Origin of the sequence: Caldimonas sp. (assembly GCF_046291045.1) — a bacterium.
Lineage (GTDB): Bacteria > Pseudomonadota > Gammaproteobacteria > Burkholderiales > Burkholderiaceae_C > Caldimonas.
The window spans coordinates 64,677-80,628 of sequence record NZ_JBKBSL010000002.1 but is presented as its reverse complement, the minus strand read 5'-3'; the positions used below and the strand labels follow the sequence as shown (position 1 = coordinate 80,628).

Sequence of the window (15,952 nt, the reverse complement as noted above, 5' to 3'; positions counted from 1 at the left end):
TTGTCCTTCTCACTGCCAGCCCCGCAGCCGGTCCTGTCCTGTGACCAGGCTTGGCCTCTGTACCGCGCCGCCACCAGCCGCGAGATCGAGGCGGCCGCGCAAGCACGCCTGCCGGCCCACACTCTGATGGCCCGCGCGGGCCGCTCGGTGGCGCGCCTGGCCATGGCCATCGCGCCCCATGCACCGTCGGCGTGGATCGCCGCAGGCCCGGGCAACAACGGCGGCGACGGTCTCCAAGCCGCCGTCCATCTGAAGGCTGCCGGATGGGCCGTGCAGGTCCACCTCTGGGCCGATCCCCAGCACCTGCCAGCCGACGCCGCCTGGGCCTTCGAACAGGCCCGGCAAGCTGGGGTGCCCCTGGTCGCGGGGCCTGCCCTGGCGGCCCCGACCGACCTGCCGGCCGGCTGTGTGGCCATCGACGCCTTGCTCGGGCTGGGCAGCCGCCGCGCCCCGCAAGGCCCGATCGCCCAGGCCGTGCAGGCCCTGCGCCAGCACCGCGGCCCAGTGCTGTCGGTGGACCTGCCCACCGGCTTGGACGCCGACACCGGCCGCTGCCTGGGCACTGGCCCCGATGACGCAGTGCGTGCCGACCACACCCTGAGCCTGTTGACACTCAAACCGGGCCTGTTTACCGCCGAAGGACGAGACCTGGCGGGACGGGTGTGGTTCGACGACCTGGGGGTGCCCCCCGAGGGGCCGGCAGACGCTTGGCTCGGCAGCCGCAACTGGCAGCGACCCGCACGGCGCCACGCACAGCACAAGGGCAGCTTCGGCGAGGTGCTGGCCATCGGCGGCGCAGCGGGCATGACCGGCGCGCTGTGGTTGGCCGCGCAGGCAGCGCTGGCGGCGGGCGCAGGCAGGGTCTATGTCCAGCCGCTGGACCCGCAGGCGCCCCTGTTGGACCCCACCCATCCCGAGCTGATGGGGCGGCGGGCCGAGACTGCCGCCCAGCTGCCCACCGACACGCTGACGGTGGTGTGCGGCTGCGGCGCAGGAACGGCCGTTGCCGCCATACTGCCGTGGTGGATCGGACGGGCTCCCCGTCTGGTACTCGACGCCGATGCCCTCAATGCGGTGGCCGCCGACGCCGGTCTGCAGCTTCAGCTGCAACGCCGGCCGGCCCGCGGACAGACCACGGTGCTGACCCCCCATCCGCTGGAAGCCGCTCGACTGCTCGGTGTGGCATCGGCCCATGAGGTGCAGGTCGACCGCCTGGCCGCCGCCCAGGCCTTGGCGGCGCGCCTGGGCTGCACCGTGGTGCTCAAGGGATCCGGCACCGTGATTGCTCAGGCCTCGCGCGCCCCGTGGATCAACCGCAGCGGCAACGCCGCCTTGGCCACGGCCGGCACCGGCGATGTACTGGCCGGCTGGCTTGCCGGCCTGTGGGCCCAGGGGTTGGACGCCTGGGACGCCGCCACCCTGGCGGCCCACGAGCACGGCGCAGCAGCCGACCGTTGGGTGACTCAGGGACACCGCGGTGCGCTGCGCGCCAGCGCGCTCGTCGAGGCCTTGCAAGGCTAGCTAGCGACGCAGGCTGCCGCGGTGAGCCGGACTACCGGCCGCGCCGGGAGCCGCGCGGCTTGAGGGACTTGGCGGCTGCCTTTTTCGCCCCGGCGCGTGCGCCGCGAGGGTTGGCGGTCGCGCCGGTCTTGGCCGCACGGGCCCGGGACTTGGCCTGGCGATCGGCCGCTTCGACTTCGGCCAGCCGCACCTGTCGGCTCGCCCCCCCGGTCTTGCCCGCACGGGGGCCGGCGCGCTCATCGCCGGTTTCGTGCACCATGCGAAAGTCGATCTTGCGCCCGTCCAGGTCCACCCGAATGACCTGCACTCGCACGCGGGCCCCAACCGTGTAGCGCACCCCAGTACGCTCGCCGCGCAGTTCCTGGCGCACTTCGTCGAAGCGGTAGTACTCCCCGCCCAGCTCGGTGATGTGCACCAGACCTTCGACATAGAGCGCATCGAGTTGCACGAACAGACCAAAACTCGTGACCGCGCTGACCGTGCCGCTGTATTCCTCGCCGAGGTGGTCACGCATGAAACGGCACTTCAGCCAGGCCTCGACGTCGCGCGAAGCCTCGTCGGCGCGACGCTCGCAAGCGCTGCAATGGATGCCCGCGGCCTCCCATTGCGCCATCTCGACCGCCGGGATCTTGCGCTGTGCTCCCCGCCGGGCCGGCGTTGGCTCCTCGAGCAGTCCACCCAGGCGGTAGCGCTGCCCCTGCAGCAAGGCCTTGATCACCCGGTGCACGAGCAAGTCGGGATAGCGCCGGATCGGGCTCGTGAAATGCGTGTAGGCCTCATAGGCCAATCCAAAGTGCCCCGAGTTCACCGGGGTATAGATGGCCTGCTGCATCGAGCGCAGCAGCATCGAGTGGATTTGCGCCGCATCGGGCCGGTCTTTCGTGGCCTGGGCGATGGCCTGGAACTCCCGAGGATGCGGATCGTCGCCGATGGTCAGCCCCAAGCCTAGCGCGCGCAGGTAGTTCTGCAGGATCGCGCGCTTCTCCGGCGTGGGGCCCTCGTGCACACGGTACAGCGCTGCGTGGTTGGCCCGCGCGATGAAGTCGGCCGAGCAAACGTTGGCGGCCAGCATCGCCTCCTCGATGAGCCGGTGGGCCTCGGTGCGCACACGCGGCACGATCTTCTCGATGCGGCCGTTGTCGTCGCACACGATCTGCGTCTCCACCGTTTCGAAGTCCACCGCGCCACGCTCGGTGCGCTCGCGCAGCAGCGCGCGGTAGACCTCGTGCAGATGCAGCAGGTGCGGCACCAGGGCCTGCCGGCGCATCGCCTCGGGGCCGCGCGTGTTGGCCAGGATGGCCGCCACCTCGGTGTAGGTGAGCCGCGCATGCGAGCAGATCACCGCCGGGAAGAACTGGTAGGCATGGATCTCGCCCTTGGCATTGATGAGCATGTCGCACACCATCGCCAGCCGGTCCTCATCCGGGTTGAGCGAGCACAGCCCGTTGGACAGCTTCTCCGGCAGCATCGGGATGACGCGGCGGGGGAAATAGACCGAGGTGGCACGTTCGTAGGCATCGGCATCCAGCGGCTCGCCGGGCCTGACGTAGTGACTGACGTCGGCGATCGCCACCACCAGGCGCCAGCCCTTGCCGCGGCCCACGCGGGCGGGCTCGCAGTAGACGGCATCGTCGAAGTCACGCGCATCCTCGCCATCGATGGTCACCAGCGGCACATCGGTCAGGTCGATGCGGTGCTTGCGGTCGGCCGCGCGGATCTTGTCGGGCAGCTTGGCCGTCTGGGCCAGTGTCTCGGGCGAGAACTGGTGCGGCACCTCGTACTTGCGCACGGCGATCTCGATCTCCATGCCCGGATCGTCGATCTCGCCGAGCACCTCGGTGACGCGGCCCACGGGCTGCGAGTACATCGAGGGCGGCTCGGTCAGTTCCACCGCCACCACCTGCCCCGGCTGGGCTTTGGCGATGGCGTTCTTCGGGATCAGGATGTCCTGGCCATAGCGCTTGTCCTCCGGCGCGACCAGCCACACCCCTCCTTCGTGCAGCAGACGGCCGATGATGGGGGATTTCTTGCGCTCGATGATCTCGAGCACGCGCCCTTCGGGTCGGCCCTTGCGATCGTGCCGCACGACGCGCACGCGCACGCGGTCACGGTGCAGCACGGCGCGCATCTCCTGCGGCGAGAGATAGATATCGGCCTGGCCGTCGTCACGGCGCACGAAGCCATGGCCGTCGCGGTGGCCGATGACGGTTCCCTCGACTTCGCTGAGCAACATCGCGGTCGCGGCGGGGCTTGCAGTGTTTGAATTATTGATGATAGAATCTCCGTCTGTTCTGACACACCAGCGCTTCATTCAATCAAAGCGCGACGTGAGTTGAGAGCATGAGCCCAGGTGGCGGAATTGGTAGACGCACTAGTTTCAGGTACTAGCGGGTAACACCGTGGAGGTTCGAGTCCTCTCCTGGGCACCAAATACACAAGCCTCGCATCCATGATGCGGGGCTTTTTCTTTTCCCGCGCGCAGCGCACTGGGGAGTGTGCCACCCCCTTTGAGGCCCCAAGGCAAACGGGCCAGCGGCCGCCTTGCGGCCACCGGCCCGCGACGCCTGGGTCCGGGTGGATCGAGGGAGGGGACGCGCTCAAACCTGGTACTTCTTCGCCAGACCTTCGGGGCGCAGCGTGTCGTACTCCTCGAAAGGCTGGTGGATCCACGGGCTCGTGGGCAGCAGTTCCACATGATAGTCCGGCATGTAACTGGACACGCCCTTGACCCAGATGACCGCCGAGCGCAGCTCGCTGATGGCCGGCATGCCACGCAGTCGTTCGACCACGGCCTTGAGGGTCACGCCGGAATCGGCCAGATCGTCGACCAGCAGCACTCGGCCGGCCAACTCGCCCTTGGGCATCGTGATGTACTTGGCCATGTCCAGCCGCCCCTGGATGGTACCGCCTTCGGCGCGGTACGAACTGGTGGACATGATGGCCAACGGCTTGTCGAAGACACGCGAGAGCACATCGCCAGGCCGCATTCCGCCTCGCGCCAGGCACAGGATCTGGTCGAAGGCCCAGCCCGAGTTGTGCACCTTCAGTGCCAAGCGCTCGATGAGCATGTGGTATTCGTCCCAGGACACGTAGAGGTGTTTGCCGTCGTCGGTCAGCATGCAGGCTCCTTGCGCTTGCTTGTCGTATCGGTCATGCGGGTGGGTATCTTGATTGGGGCCAACCTGCGGGGTCAGGCTTTGTATGGGTGGCGCAGCAAGATGGTGTGCTCCCGGTCCGGTCCGGTGGACACCATGTCGATGGGCGCGCCGATGCAAGCCTGCATGCGCTCGAGGTAGGCCCGTGCGTTGGCCGGCAGGCGGTCCCACTCCGTGATGCCGGCGGTACTGTCCTTCCACCCCGGCAAGGTCTCATACAGAGGCCGGCAGTGGACGATGTCGTCGGCATCCAGCGGCAAGATGTCGATGCGCCGGCCGTCGAGTTCATAGCCAACGCAGATTTTGATCTCGTCCAGGCCGTCGAGCACGTCGAGCTTGGTGATGCACAGACCCGAAATGCCGTTGATCAAGACCGAGCGCTTGAGCGCGGCCGCATCCAGCCAGCCGCAGCGCCGGGCCCGGCCGGTGACGGTGCCACGCTCCTGACCCACGGTGGACAGGTGATGGCCCACCGTGCCCGGCTCGTCGATGGGCAGTTCGGTGGGGAACGGGCCCGAACCCACGCGGGTGGTGTAGGCCTTCGTGATGCCCAAAATGTAATGCAGCTTGTCCGGCCCCACGCCCGAGCCCGCAGCGGCGTTGCCGGCCACGCAGTTGCTCGAGGTCACGTAGGGATAGGTGCCGTGGTCGATGTCCAGCAACGTGCCCTGGGCGCCCTCGAAGAGGACATGACCGCCCTGCAGATTGGTCTGGTGGATGCGCACCCCCACATCGGCCATCATGGGCTTGAGCTGCTCGGCCACCTTCATCGCATGCTCGAAGATGGGCTCGAAGGCCAGTACACTGGACTTGAGGTAGCCCTGCAGCACGAAGTTGTGCAGATCCAGCAGTTCGCGCAGCTTGACCGCGAAGCGCTCGGGATGCTTGAGATCCTGCACGCGCAACGCCCGGCGCGCCACCTTGTCCTCATAGGCCGGGCCGATGCCTTTGCCGGTGGTGCCGATCTTGCCGGCGCCGCTGGACTCGCGCAAAGCCTCGCGGGCACGGTCCACCTCCACATGGAAAGGCAGGATCAGCGGGCAGGACTCGCTGATGTACAGGCGCGAGCGCACCTCCAGGCCGGCCGACTCCAGGCGTTCGATCTCGGAGAGCAGATGGGTCGGGTCGACCACCACGCCGTTGCCGATGTAGCAGGCCACGCCCTCGCGCATGATGCCCGAGGGAATGAGTTGCAGGGCCGTCTTCTTGCCCTTGATGACCAGGGTATGGCCGGCGTTGTGCCCGCCCTGGAAGCGCACCACGGCACTGGCATGGTCGGTGAGCCAGTCCACCACCTTGCCCTTGCCTTCGTCGCCCCACTGCGTTCCGACCACAACGACGTTGCGGCCCCGGGTGTGCTCAGTCATGTCAAACGGTCCCAATCGAAAAGATGTCTGTCGGCGCCCACCACTGCGTTCACAGCGGGCGGACGACCCAGCGCTCGCCCTCGGCCACGAGTTCGCGATCGCATTCGAATTCCTGCACCTCGTGCTCGTGCCCAGGCAGCACGCACACGACGATCTCGCCTTGCTCGCGCAGGCGCCGCACTGCCTCGCGCAGGCTGGCCTGCTCTCCCCAGGGCGCGCGCACGGCCGCCCGTGTGCCCTCCACGCGCGCCAGGGCCACCACTTCCTTGAGGTCGGTGCTGAAGCCCACGGCCGGACGGTTGCGACCGAAGACCGCTCCGACCTCGTCGTAGCGTCCTCCTCGCACCAAGGCGTCGGGGTGGCCGGCGGCGTAGATCGCAAAGCGCGCCCCGCTGTAGTACGCATAACCGCTCAGGTCGGCCAGGTCCAGGCCCAGGGCCACGTCGGGGAAGGCCCGGGCGAGATGGTCGGTCAGCCAGACTAAATCGTCGAGTGCTGCCATGATGGCCCCGCGCTGCGGCAGGCGGCGACGGGCCTCGGCCAGGATCTCCAGCCCGCCGTAGAGTTGCGTCAGCGCCAACAGCCCCTCGCGGGACTCCGCCGGGAAACCGGCCGTGAGCTGCAGCAGCGTGGCCGTGTCCTTGGCGGCCAGGCTGCGGTAGACCTCCTCCAGCATCGCGGCATCCACCGGCACGCCGGCCAGCAGCGCGCGCACGACGCGGGCGTCGGCGAGGTCCAGCGTCAGGCCCTGCACGCCCACGCGTTGCAGCGCGGTCAGCGCCAGTTCCTGCACCTCGAGGTCGGCCTCCAGGCCCGCATGACCGTAAATTTCGGCGCCAAACTGCAGCGGCTCGCGAGTGGAGCGCAGGCCGGCTGGACGGGTGTGCAGCACCGGAGCGCAGTAGCACAGGCGCGTCACGCCCTCGCGGTTGAGCAGGTGGGCATCGATGCGGGCGACCTGCGGCGTGGCGTCGGCCCGTATGCCCAGCGTGCGGCCGCTGAGCTGGTCCACGAGCTTGAAGGTGCGCAGGTCCAACTCGCCGCCTGCACCGGTGAGCAGGGATTCGAGGTGTTCGAGCAGGGGGGGCATGACCAGCTCGTAGCCGCAGCAACGCGCAGCGTCGAGCAAGACCCGCCGCAACTCCTCGATGCGCCGCGCCTGCGAGGGCAAGACATCGGCAATGTGCTCGGGCAGCAGCCAAGCAGAAGACATGGGGAAAGCGCCAGGGGATTGAAAACGCGATTGTACCGGCGTCGCCGACCGTGGCCTGCGACGCGATGCGCAGCCTTTGGCTGTCGACTGCCGGATCAACCCGTCAGGACGAGCAGCAACAAGCCCGCCCCGACACTGAGCAAGCCCAGGAAACGCAGCTGGCCGTCGGTGAGTCGCAGGGCCTGCTCGAACACCCGGCGCCAGGTGCCCGGACTGACGAACGGCAGCAGGCCCTCGAAGACCAGCACCAGCGCCAGCGCGACGAGGATCACCTCCCCCATGCGTTCAGCGGCGGCCCGGGGTGGTTCCCGTGCCGCTGCCCTGCATGGCACGGAAGAAATCGCCGTTGGGGTCGATGACCATCACGTCGGACTTGCTGCGGAAGCTCTGGCGGTACGCCTCCAGGCTGCGGTAGAACTGCGCGAACTGCGGGTCGCGCCCGAAGGCAGCGGCATAGATGGCCGAAGCCTGGGCATCGCCCTGACCCTTGATTTTCTGGGCCTCACGGTAGGCCTCGGCGACAATGATCTCGCGCTGGCGGTCGGCATCGGCCCGGATGCTCTCGCCCTCGGCGGCACCGGTGGAGCGGCGCTCGTTGGCCACGCGGCGGCGCTCGGACTCCATGCGACGGTACACGGCATCGGTGATGCTGGCAGAGAAGTCCACACGCTTGATCCGCACGTCGACGATCTCGATGCCGAAGCTCTTGGCGTCTTCCTTCAGGCGGGCCTGCACGGCTTGCATCACGCGGTCGCGTTCGGTCGCGAGCACCGCCCGCACGGTGCGCCGCGTGACCTCCTCATTGAACGCGGCCTGCACGATGGGGGCCAGACGCACCTCAGCGTTGCGCACGTCTGCACCGTTGTTGTTGCGGATGAATTGGCGCGGATCGGTGATGCGCCATTTGACCAACCAGTCGATCACCAGGCTCTGTTTCTCCGCGGTGAAGATCGGGCGAGATTCCGGGCTGTCGAGGGACTGGATGCGCTTGTCCAGGAAAACGACGTTCTGGAAGGGCGGCGGCAGCTTGAACTTCAGGCCGGGCTCGCTGATGACTTCCTTGATCTCACCCAGGGCATACACCGCGGCGAATTGGCGCTGGTCGACGACGAACAGCATCGACCCAGCCAGGACGACGGCCAGCAACAGGGTCGAGACGATCATTCCGATGCGATTCATGGGATCCTCGTGGTCTCGGCTCGGCGGTCAGCGCGCGTCGCGCTCTCGGCTGCGCTGGGGGTCGCGCAGGCGGTTGTCACTAGACAGGGGCAGCGGCTGCTGAGTCTGAGTCTCCGCCGACGGGGCCGCCTGAGCCGGTGCCGGTGCCGCCCCGGCCTGCATGAGCTTGTCCAGCGGCAGGTACAGCAGGCTGTTATTGCGTGTGTCGACCATGATCTTACTGACGTTGCTGTAGATCTGCTGCATGGTCTCGATATAGAGGCGGTCGCGTGTGACGGCCGGCGCTTTCTGGTATTCGGCCAGCACGCTGCGGAAGCGGTCGGCATCACCCTCGGCCTGCGCGATGACGCGGGCACGATAGGCCTCAGCCTCTTCCCGCAGGCGGGCCGCCGTGCCTTGGGCGCGGGGGATCACGTCGTTGGCATAGGCCTGACCCTCGTTCTTCAGGCGCTCGCGGTCGGCGCTGGCCTTGAGCGCGTCATCGAAGGCTGCCTGCACCTGTTCAGGCGCCTGCACGCTCTGGATGTTCACATTGGAGATCACGATGCCGGCGCGCAGCCGGTCGAGCTGAGCCTGCACCGACTTGACGAGCTCGGCCGCAATCGCGTCACGCTGCTCGTACAGCACGGCATCCATCGCACTGCGGCCAACGATCTCACGCACGGCCGACTCGGCCGCCTGGACCACGGCGTCATCGGGCCGGCGGTTTTCGAACAAGTAGTCCTTGACGTCTTTGAGGCGGTATTGCACGGTGAAGCGGATGTCCACGATGTTCTCGTCCTGAGTCAGCATGGACGAATCGCGAAGGCCGGTGGCCTGGACGACCGACATGCTGCCCACGTCCACGGAGCGAAGCTGCGTGACCGGAACGGTCTCGTGGGACTGGAAGGGATAGGGCAGGCGCCACTTGAAGCCGGCCTCGGCGGTGTGGCTATAGCGGCCAAAGGTCATGACCACGGCCTGCTGACCTTCCTGGACGATGAAGAAACCACTGCCCAACCAGATCAGCGCCACCACGCCGACGATCAAGCCCGCACCGATGCCCGCCCCTTTCATGTCCGGCGGCTGAAAGCCGCCGCCCGAGCCGTTGCCATTGGGCCGCTGCGGCCCTCCCGGCCGACCGCCGAACAGTCCGCTGAGCTTGCGGTTGAAGTCGCGCCAGAGCTCGTCGAGATCGGGGGGGCCATCGTTGCGCCCCCCCCCTCCCCCACCCGACCCCTGGTTGCGCGTGGGCTCGTTGCCCTGGGGATCGAGGTGACGTCCCCAGCGCGGATCATTCAGATTGAACAGCCCGCGCAGCGGGCGTATCACGGTCGCCAGCAGGGCCCTGAACAGCGCCAGCCCCACACCGGACAGGCGCTGGACGACGCCGGCCCGCGCGGCAGAGGATTCGGGAAAAGAGCGAATGTTCATGCTCATGCAACAAGGACGGTGTTTCGGGGAGCGTCCGGCGGGACCGCTCCGGGTTCGGTGGAAGAGTCGGCGGCCGGCGACATGGACAGCTGCGCCCCAAGGGCCGACTCGGCCACGGCGCGGCGCAGGATGTCCAGCCCCTCCCCGGTGGCCGCGCTGACGAACACGCGCGGCACCGAGCGGTGAGGCGCCAGTTCGAAACGATCGGCCATCTCCCGGGGACGCTGGTTGGCCTCCAGCCGGTCCAGCTTGTTGAAGACCAGGATCTGAGGGAGTTCCGCCGCCCCGATCTCACCCAGCACGCGCTGCACCTCGTCGACCTGCTCGCGCCAGACGGGACTGGCCGCATCCACGACGTGCAGCAGGAGATCGGCATCGGCCGCTTCCTGGAGCGTGGCTTGGAAGGCTTCAACCAGGCCATGAGGCAAGTCGCGGATGAAGCCCACCGTGTCGGACAGGCTGACCGCGCAGCCGGCATCGGCCAGGTAAAGCTGGCGCGTGGTGGTGTCCAGCGTGGCGAAGAGCTGATCGGCCGCATAGGCGCGCGCCTTGACCAGCGCGTTGAACAGCGTGGATTTGCCGGCGTTGGTGTACCCCACCAGCGAGACCTTGAAGGTGCCGCTGCGCTCGCGTGAGCGGCGCTGCGTTTGGCGCTGGCGCTTGACGCGGTCGAGCTGGGCCTTGAGCGACTTGATGCGCTGGCCGATCATGCGCCGGTCGAGCTCGATCTGGGTCTCGCCCGGCCCTCCCCGGTGGCCAACCCCGCCGCGCTGGCGCTCCAGGTGACTCCAGCGGCGCACCAGGCGGGTGGAGAGGTATTGCAGCCGGGCCAGTTCGACCTGCAGTTTGCCTTCGTGGCTGCGCGCGCGCTGAGCGAAGATCTCCAGAATGAGCATCGTGCGGTCGGCCACAGGCACCCCGAGGAAGCGCTCGAGATTGCGCTGCTGAGCCGGGGACAAAGCCTGATCGAACAGCACGCCAGCGGCCCCGTGCTGGCTGACCAGGGCCTTGATCTCCTCGGCCTTGCCCTGCCCAACGAACAGCGCGGCATCTGGGGCCTTGCGCCGCGCCGTCAGCCGCGCCACGGGGGCGTCGCCGGCCGACTCGGCCAGCAAGGCGAGCTCGTCCAGGGTCGGATCGAACGAGGAGCCAGGGCCAAGGTCCACCCCCACCAGGATGGTGGGCTGGGGCACATCCGAGGCCGGGGCATTCAAGGTCTGTGTCACCTCAGGCGGGTGGCGAACACCGCCCGGCCAGGCCGGGCGGACTTTCGCGCATCAGTGGGATTCGGTCTGCTCGTTGGGATGGAAATTCACCGCACGACCGGGCACGACCGTCGAGATGGCGTGCTTGTAGACCATCTGGGTGACGGTGTTGCGCAAGAGCACCACATATTGATCAAAAGACTCAATATGGCCCTGCAGCTTGATGCCGTTGACCAGGTAGATCGAGACCGGCACGTGCTCTTTACGAAGCAGGTTCAGAAACGGGTCTTGGAGGAGTTGCCCTTTGTTGCTCACGATATTCTCCGTGTTGGATATATGGAGGACGCACGTTAACACACCACCGTGCGCATTCCGGGGAGTAGTCAGGAATCCTTGTCTGAGAAGGGGTTGCGGGACGAGCGCATTTCCACCCTCAGGGGGGTGCCCACGAGTTTGAAATGATCCCGGATGCGCCCTTCGAGGTAGCGCTTGTAGGCATCGGTGACGTGTTCGAGCGAATTGCCGTGCACGACGACCACCGGCGGATTCATGCCCCCCTGGTGCGCGTAACGCAGCTTCGGGCGGAACATCCCGGATCGCTTGGGAGCCTGGTGCTGCACGGCCTCGTGCACCAGCCGGGTCAGCACCGGGGTGCTCATCTTCTTGAAGGCCGATTCATGGGCCTGGGCGATCGCCTTCCACAACGGCCCCAGCCCCTGCCGTCGCAGAGCAGAGATGTGCACCCGTGGGGCAAAGCGCAGGAAGGCCAGCCGCTGCTCGATGGAGCGCTCGAGCATTTGGCGTTGGTAGTCGTCGACCGCGTCCCATTTATTGATCGCGATCACCACCGAGCGGCCGCTGTCGAGGACGTAGCCGGCGATGTGCGCATCCTGGTCGCTCACCCCCTGGGTGGCGTCGAGCAGGAGCACCACCACGTGGGCCTCCGAAATCGCTTGCAGGGTCTTGACCACCGAGAACTTCTCGATCGCCTCGAACACCCTCCCCTTGCGGCGCAGACCGGCGGTGTCGATGATCTCGAAGCGGCGGCCGTCGCGCTCCAGCGGGACGCGGATGGCATCGCGCGTCGTGCCGGGCAGGTCGAAGGCCACCAGGCGCTCCTCGCCCAGCCAGGTGTTGATCAGCGTGGATTTGCCCACATTGGGCCGGCCCGCAACCGCCAGACGGATGACGCGGTCCTCCGGCTCCTGCGCCTGGGCCTCCTCATCGTCCTCGGGCTGCGGCGGCAGGTGATCGAACACCGCATCGACCAGGCTGCGGATGCCTTGGCCGTGCGCGGCGGAGACCGGCCTCGGTTCGCCCAGTCCGAGCTCGAAGAACTCGGCCAGCTGGGGGCCGTCCTGCATGCCTTCGGCCTTGTTCGCCGCCAGCACCACGGGCTTGCCGGTGGTGCGCAGGTAGCGGGCGATGTCGTGGTCCTGGGCTGACAGGCCGGCTCGCACGTCGACGACGAAGACGATGGCATCGGCCTCGGCCACGGCCTGGCGGGTCTGCTTGGCCATCTCGCGCACGATACCGCTCTCGGCATCGGGCTCGAAGCCGCCGGTGTCGATGACGATGTAGTCCCGTCCGCCGAGCTTGCCATCGCCGTAGTGGCGATCGCGGGTCAGGCCGGCGAAGTCGGCGACGATGGCATCGCGCGACTTCGTCAGGCGGTTGAACAGCGTGGACTTGCCCACGTTGGGCCGCCCGACCAGGGCGATCACGGGTTTCACGACGAGATCCCTCGCGCAGCGGTTCATTCGGGACGCAATGCGATGAGGCTGCCCGCGCGGGTCAGCACCACCAGGCGATCGCCCACCTGAAGGGGGACAGCAGCAATCCCGCTGCCGTCGGTGGCGGTACGGCCCACCAACCGTCCGTCCCGGCGTGACAGGAAGTGCACATACCCCTGCCCATCCCCCACGACCAGGCTGTCACCGGCGGCCAGCGGGGCGGTCAGGCCCCGGAAGCGCAGCGCCTCCAGGGTCCAGGCCACCTCCCCGTCGCGGGCCCGATAGGCGGTGATGCGGTCGGTGCCGTCCACGCCGTAGACCTGCTCGGCGTCCATGGCCAGCCCCACCGAGCCGTTGGAGGCCTTGCTCCACAGCAATCCCGCGCGGCGCGTGTCCACGCAACCCACGGCCGCCTGGAAGGCCCGCACGCACACGGTCTGGCCCGAGCGCGCCGCCGGTCCGACCAGATCGGCCAGCCGTTCGACCTCGTTGGTGCCGCGCGGTGTAGCCACCGGCACCTCCCAGCGCACGCTGCCGCGCAGCGGGTCCAGCCCCGCCAGCCGCGGCCCCTGCCCGACCAGCAAGGTGTCGCCCACCGGGAGCAGCACGCCCTGCTGGGCCAGGGTGAGCGGTTCGCCGGGACGCTGCTGCATCCACAGCCGCGCTCCGCTGGCCGCATCGAAGGCATGGACGGAGCGGTCCTGGGCGTAGACGAACACCCGTTCGCCGGCCACCAGGGGGGCGGTCAGTGAACGTGCCGTGAGGCGCTGGCGCCACAGAACCTCCCCCTCGCGCAAGGCGACCACCTCGTTATCGCGCGTGAGCACCGCCACGTACCGGCCATCGCTGCCTACCCCAGCCGACAGGGGCGTGTCGAGCGAGGCCCGCCAGCGCCACTGTCCCGTTGCGGCATCGAGCAGGCCCACCGCCCCATCGTCCGAGGCGACCGCCACCATGCCACCGGCAGCCTGAAGCCGAATCGGCATGCGAACGGGGCCGACCGCTTGCTGCCAAGCCACCGTCACCCGCACGACGTTCGGCGCAGGCTGGGCCAGCGGCGTCGGGTCCGGCCGTTGAGGAGCGCTCGAGCAGGCTGCCAGCAGGAACGAGACGGCCCAAGCGGATGCCAGTCGCCGCATCAGCGCACCTCCCCAGCCGGATTCGTCGGGGCGGCCCCCAGTGCCGTCAGCTTGGCCTCGACCACGCGCCGGTAGTCCAGGCTGGCATCGAGCGCGCGATAGGCTTTGTCATACTCCTGGCGAGCAGCGTCGGTGCGCCCCTGGGCCAAAAGGATGTCGCCGCGGCGGTCGGCCGCGAGCCCCTCGTAGGCGGCGGGGATGTCCTTGCTGACCAGGGCCAGGGCCTCGTCGTATGCCTTCTCGTCCAGCAGCAGGCCGGCCAGGCGCAGACGGGCGATGGTGCGCAGATCCGGCTCCGAGGCCTTGTCGGCCACCCAGCGCAGCATGTCGCGGGCGGCCGGGAGCTGGTCGCGATCGGCCAGAACCCGGGCAGCCACCAACCCGGCCTGGCCGGCATAGGCCGTGCGGGGATGGCGCGAGCGAAGATCCTCGAACGCCTGCCGCACCTTGTCGATCTCGCCGGTCTGGGCCGCCTGCTCCAGGGCGTCGTACAGCGCGCTGGCCTTGGCACCTTGGTCGCGCTGCCAGTAGTTCCAGCCGTTCCAGGCGGCAAAGGCCCCGAGCACGAGGACGAGCGTCCAGGTGATCAGATTGCCGTACTGGCGCCAGAAGTGCTTGAGTCGTTCGACTTGCTCTTGTTCTTCGAGATCGAGATGGGTGGCCATGGGGTGGGATGGGTCCAACGGCGGCCGCAGCGGCCGCCAAACAGGGGATTATGCGTCGAGCAGTTCGGCTGCCCAGGCGGCCGGATCGTCCAGGGGGCGCAGCACCTGGGGTTGTTGGGCATCGCGCAAGGCCTTGACGGCCACCTGCCCTTGCGCCAGCTCGTCCTCACCGAAGACCAGCGCAAAACGTGCGCCGCTGGCATCGGCCTTCTTGAACTGACTCTTCATGCTGCCCGGCCCCTCCTTGCCGGCCGCGTGCATCAGCACGGAGACCCCGGCAGCGCGCAGGCCCTCGATCAGCTGCAAGGCGCGCGGCAGGGCGCCGGCCTGCGGGATGACGGCGTAGGCGTGAGGGGCCGGGGTGTCAGGCTGCACGCCCAGTTCCTTGAGCAGCTCCAGCACTCGCTCCACCCCCAGGGCCCACCCCACTGCCGGCGCCGGCTTGCCGCCGATCTGCTCGATGAGGTAGTCGTAACGGCCCCCGCCGCACACGGTGCCCTGCGATCCGAGTCGGTCGGTGACCCACTCGAAGACGGTGAGGTTGTAGTAGTCCATCCCGCGCACCAAGCGCGGATTGATGCGGTAGGACAGGCCGTTGGCGTCGAGCACCGCCTTCACGGCGTCGAGATGCTTGAGCGAGGCTTCGCCGAGAAAGTCCATCAGCTTCGGCGCCGCTTCGACGAGCGATTGCATGGCGGGGTTCTTGGTGTCCAGGATGCGCAGCGGGTTGCTGTGCAGCCGGCGCTGCGCATCGGTGTCGAGCTGGTCGCGATGACGCTCGAAGTAGGCGATCAGCGCCTGGCGATGGGCGCGGCGCTCCTCGGGCTGCCCGAGGCTGTTGAGCTCCAGACGCACGTCGCTCAGGCCGATGTCGCGCCACAGGCTGCGGCACATCAGAATCAGCTCGGCATCCACGTCCGGGCCGGCAAAGCCCAGGGCCTCGGCACCGATCTGGTGGAACTGGCGGTAGCGGCCGCGCTGAGGCCGCTCGTGTCGGAACATCGGGCCCATGTAGTAGACGCGCTTGCCGCCGTCATACAACAGCGAGTGTTCCGCCACGGCACGCACCACGCCAGCGGTATTCTCCGGGCGCAGCGTGAGCTGGTCGCCGTTCATGCGGTCCTCGAAGGAGTACATCTCCTTCTCGACGATGTCGGTCACCTCTCCGAGCCCGCGCACGAACAACGCGGTGGGCTCCACGATGGGCGTACGGATGTTGGCATAGCCATAGCGCGCCATCAGGGTGCGCACCTTGTCCTCGAGCCATTCCCAGCGCGCCGAATCCGGCGGCAGGATGTCGTTCATGCCTTTGATGGCCTTCAATGCTTGTGCCATGGATGCTTGGTGGGTGATGCGGTGCGG

Annotated in this window: 14 protein-coding genes and 1 tRNA gene; 2 read left to right on the top strand and 13 right to left on the bottom strand. The window is 68.1% G+C overall.

Going from position 1 to position 15,952, the window contains the following annotated elements:
- Entirely contained in the window at positions 1 to 1,521 is a 1,521-nt protein-coding gene (locus tag ACK4ZD_RS01300) for an NAD(P)H-hydrate dehydratase (RefSeq protein WP_409657640.1), read from the top strand.
- A gap of 31 nt (positions 1,522 to 1,552) precedes the next feature.
- Here the strand turns inward: ACK4ZD_RS01300 and rnr are convergent, their stop codons facing one another.
- Entirely contained in the window at positions 1,553 to 3,754 is a 2,202-nt protein-coding gene (gene rnr / locus ACK4ZD_RS01295; protein WP_409657637.1) for a ribonuclease R, read from the bottom strand.
- A 111-nt stretch (positions 3,755 to 3,865) separates the two neighbouring features.
- Here rnr and ACK4ZD_RS01290 point away from each other — a divergent pair.
- Positions 3,866 to 3,950: transfer RNA gene (locus tag ACK4ZD_RS01290), tRNA-Leu, on the top strand.
- Between the two features lie 168 nt (positions 3,951 to 4,118).
- Here ACK4ZD_RS01290 and ACK4ZD_RS01285 read toward each other — a convergent pair.
- The 12 genes from ACK4ZD_RS01285 to hisS form a co-directional block, all read right to left on the bottom strand.
- Positions 4,119 to 4,640 (bottom strand): phosphoribosyltransferase, encoded by a 522-nt coding sequence (locus ACK4ZD_RS01285; protein ID WP_409657634.1) that lies wholly within the window; start codon positions 4,638 to 4,640, stop codon positions 4,119 to 4,121.
- A 71-nt stretch (positions 4,641 to 4,711) separates the two neighbouring features.
- On the bottom strand, positions 4,712 to 6,043 hold the full coding sequence (locus tag ACK4ZD_RS01280; protein WP_409657631.1) for an adenylosuccinate synthase: 1,332 nt from the start codon (positions 6,041 to 6,043) through the stop codon (positions 4,712 to 4,714).
- Positions 6,044 to 6,092: 49 nt separating this feature from the next.
- Positions 6,093 to 7,256: an ATP phosphoribosyltransferase regulatory subunit gene (locus ACK4ZD_RS01275; protein WP_409657628.1), complete on the bottom strand. Its 1,164-nt coding sequence runs from the start codon at positions 7,254 to 7,256 to the stop codon at positions 6,093 to 6,095.
- 95 nt (positions 7,257 to 7,351) lie between these two features.
- Positions 7,352 to 7,537 (bottom strand): DUF2065 domain-containing protein, encoded by a 186-nt coding sequence (locus tag ACK4ZD_RS01270; RefSeq protein WP_409657625.1) that lies wholly within the window; start codon positions 7,535 to 7,537, stop codon positions 7,352 to 7,354.
- A 4-nt stretch (positions 7,538 to 7,541) separates the two neighbouring features.
- Complete coding sequence (gene hflC, locus ACK4ZD_RS01265; RefSeq protein WP_409657622.1) at positions 7,542 to 8,435, bottom strand: protease modulator HflC; 894 nt, start codon at positions 8,433 to 8,435, stop codon at positions 7,542 to 7,544.
- 27 nt (positions 8,436 to 8,462) lie between these two features.
- Entirely contained in the window at positions 8,463 to 9,848 is a 1,386-nt protein-coding gene (hflK, locus tag ACK4ZD_RS01260) for an FtsH protease activity modulator HflK (protein ID WP_409657619.1), read from the bottom strand.
- Positions 9,849 to 9,850: 2 nt separating this feature from the next.
- Entirely contained in the window at positions 9,851 to 11,062 is a 1,212-nt protein-coding gene (hflX, locus tag ACK4ZD_RS01255) for a GTPase HflX (protein ID WP_409657800.1), read from the bottom strand.
- 63 nt (positions 11,063 to 11,125) lie between these two features.
- Positions 11,126 to 11,368 (bottom strand): RNA chaperone Hfq, encoded by a 243-nt coding sequence (hfq, locus tag ACK4ZD_RS01250; RefSeq protein ID WP_409657616.1) that lies wholly within the window; start codon positions 11,366 to 11,368, stop codon positions 11,126 to 11,128.
- Positions 11,369 to 11,436: 68 nt separating this feature from the next.
- A complete protein-coding gene (gene der, locus ACK4ZD_RS01245) occupies positions 11,437 to 12,786 on the bottom strand; it encodes a ribosome biogenesis GTPase Der (protein ID WP_409657613.1) in 1,350 nt (449 codons plus the stop codon).
- Between the two features lie 23 nt (positions 12,787 to 12,809).
- Positions 12,810 to 13,925: an outer membrane protein assembly factor BamB gene (bamB, locus tag ACK4ZD_RS01240; protein ID WP_409657610.1), complete on the bottom strand. Its 1,116-nt coding sequence runs from the start codon at positions 13,923 to 13,925 to the stop codon at positions 12,810 to 12,812.
- Positions 13,925 to 14,590, bottom strand: a complete 666-nt coding sequence (locus tag ACK4ZD_RS01235) for a YfgM family protein (RefSeq protein WP_409657607.1) — start codon at positions 14,588 to 14,590, stop codon at positions 13,925 to 13,927. Before ACK4ZD_RS01235 ends, bamB begins: the two co-directional genes overlap by 1 nt.
- Positions 14,591 to 14,638: 48 nt before the next feature.
- Complete coding sequence (gene hisS, locus ACK4ZD_RS01230) at positions 14,639 to 15,925, bottom strand: histidine--tRNA ligase (protein ID WP_409657604.1); 1,287 nt, start codon at positions 15,923 to 15,925, stop codon at positions 14,639 to 14,641.
- Positions 15,926 to 15,952 lie beyond the last annotated feature (27 nt).

Coding starts and splice junctions, on each gene's coding strand:
- hflC (WP_409657622.1), bottom strand. CDS start 8,435: ATGAATCGCATCGGAATGATCGTCTCGACCCTGTTGCTGGCCGTCGTC.
- ACK4ZD_RS01280 (WP_409657631.1), bottom strand. CDS start 6,043: ATGACTGAGCACACCCGGGGCCGCAACGTCGTTGTGGTCGGAACGCAG.
- bamB (WP_409657610.1), bottom strand. CDS start 13,925: ATGCGGCGACTGGCATCCGCTTGGGCCGTCTCGTTCCTGCTGGCAGCC.
- ACK4ZD_RS01275 (WP_409657628.1), bottom strand. CDS start 7,256: ATGTCTTCTGCTTGGCTGCTGCCCGAGCACATTGCCGATGTCTTGCCC.
- ACK4ZD_RS01235 (WP_409657607.1), bottom strand. CDS start 14,590: ATGGCCACCCATCTCGATCTCGAAGAACAAGAGCAAGTCGAACGACTC.
- rnr (WP_409657637.1), bottom strand. CDS start 3,754: ATGTTGCTCAGCGAAGTCGAGGGAACCGTCATCGGCCACCGCGACGGC.
- hflK (WP_409657619.1), bottom strand. CDS start 9,848: ATGAACATTCGCTCTTTTCCCGAATCCTCTGCCGCGCGGGCCGGCGTC.
- ACK4ZD_RS01270 (WP_409657625.1), bottom strand. CDS start 7,537: ATGGGGGAGGTGATCCTCGTCGCGCTGGCGCTGGTGCTGGTCTTCGAG.
- hisS (WP_409657604.1), bottom strand. CDS start 15,925: ATGGCACAAGCATTGAAGGCCATCAAAGGCATGAACGACATCCTGCCG.
- ACK4ZD_RS01285 (WP_409657634.1), bottom strand. CDS start 4,640: ATGCTGACCGACGACGGCAAACACCTCTACGTGTCCTGGGACGAATAC.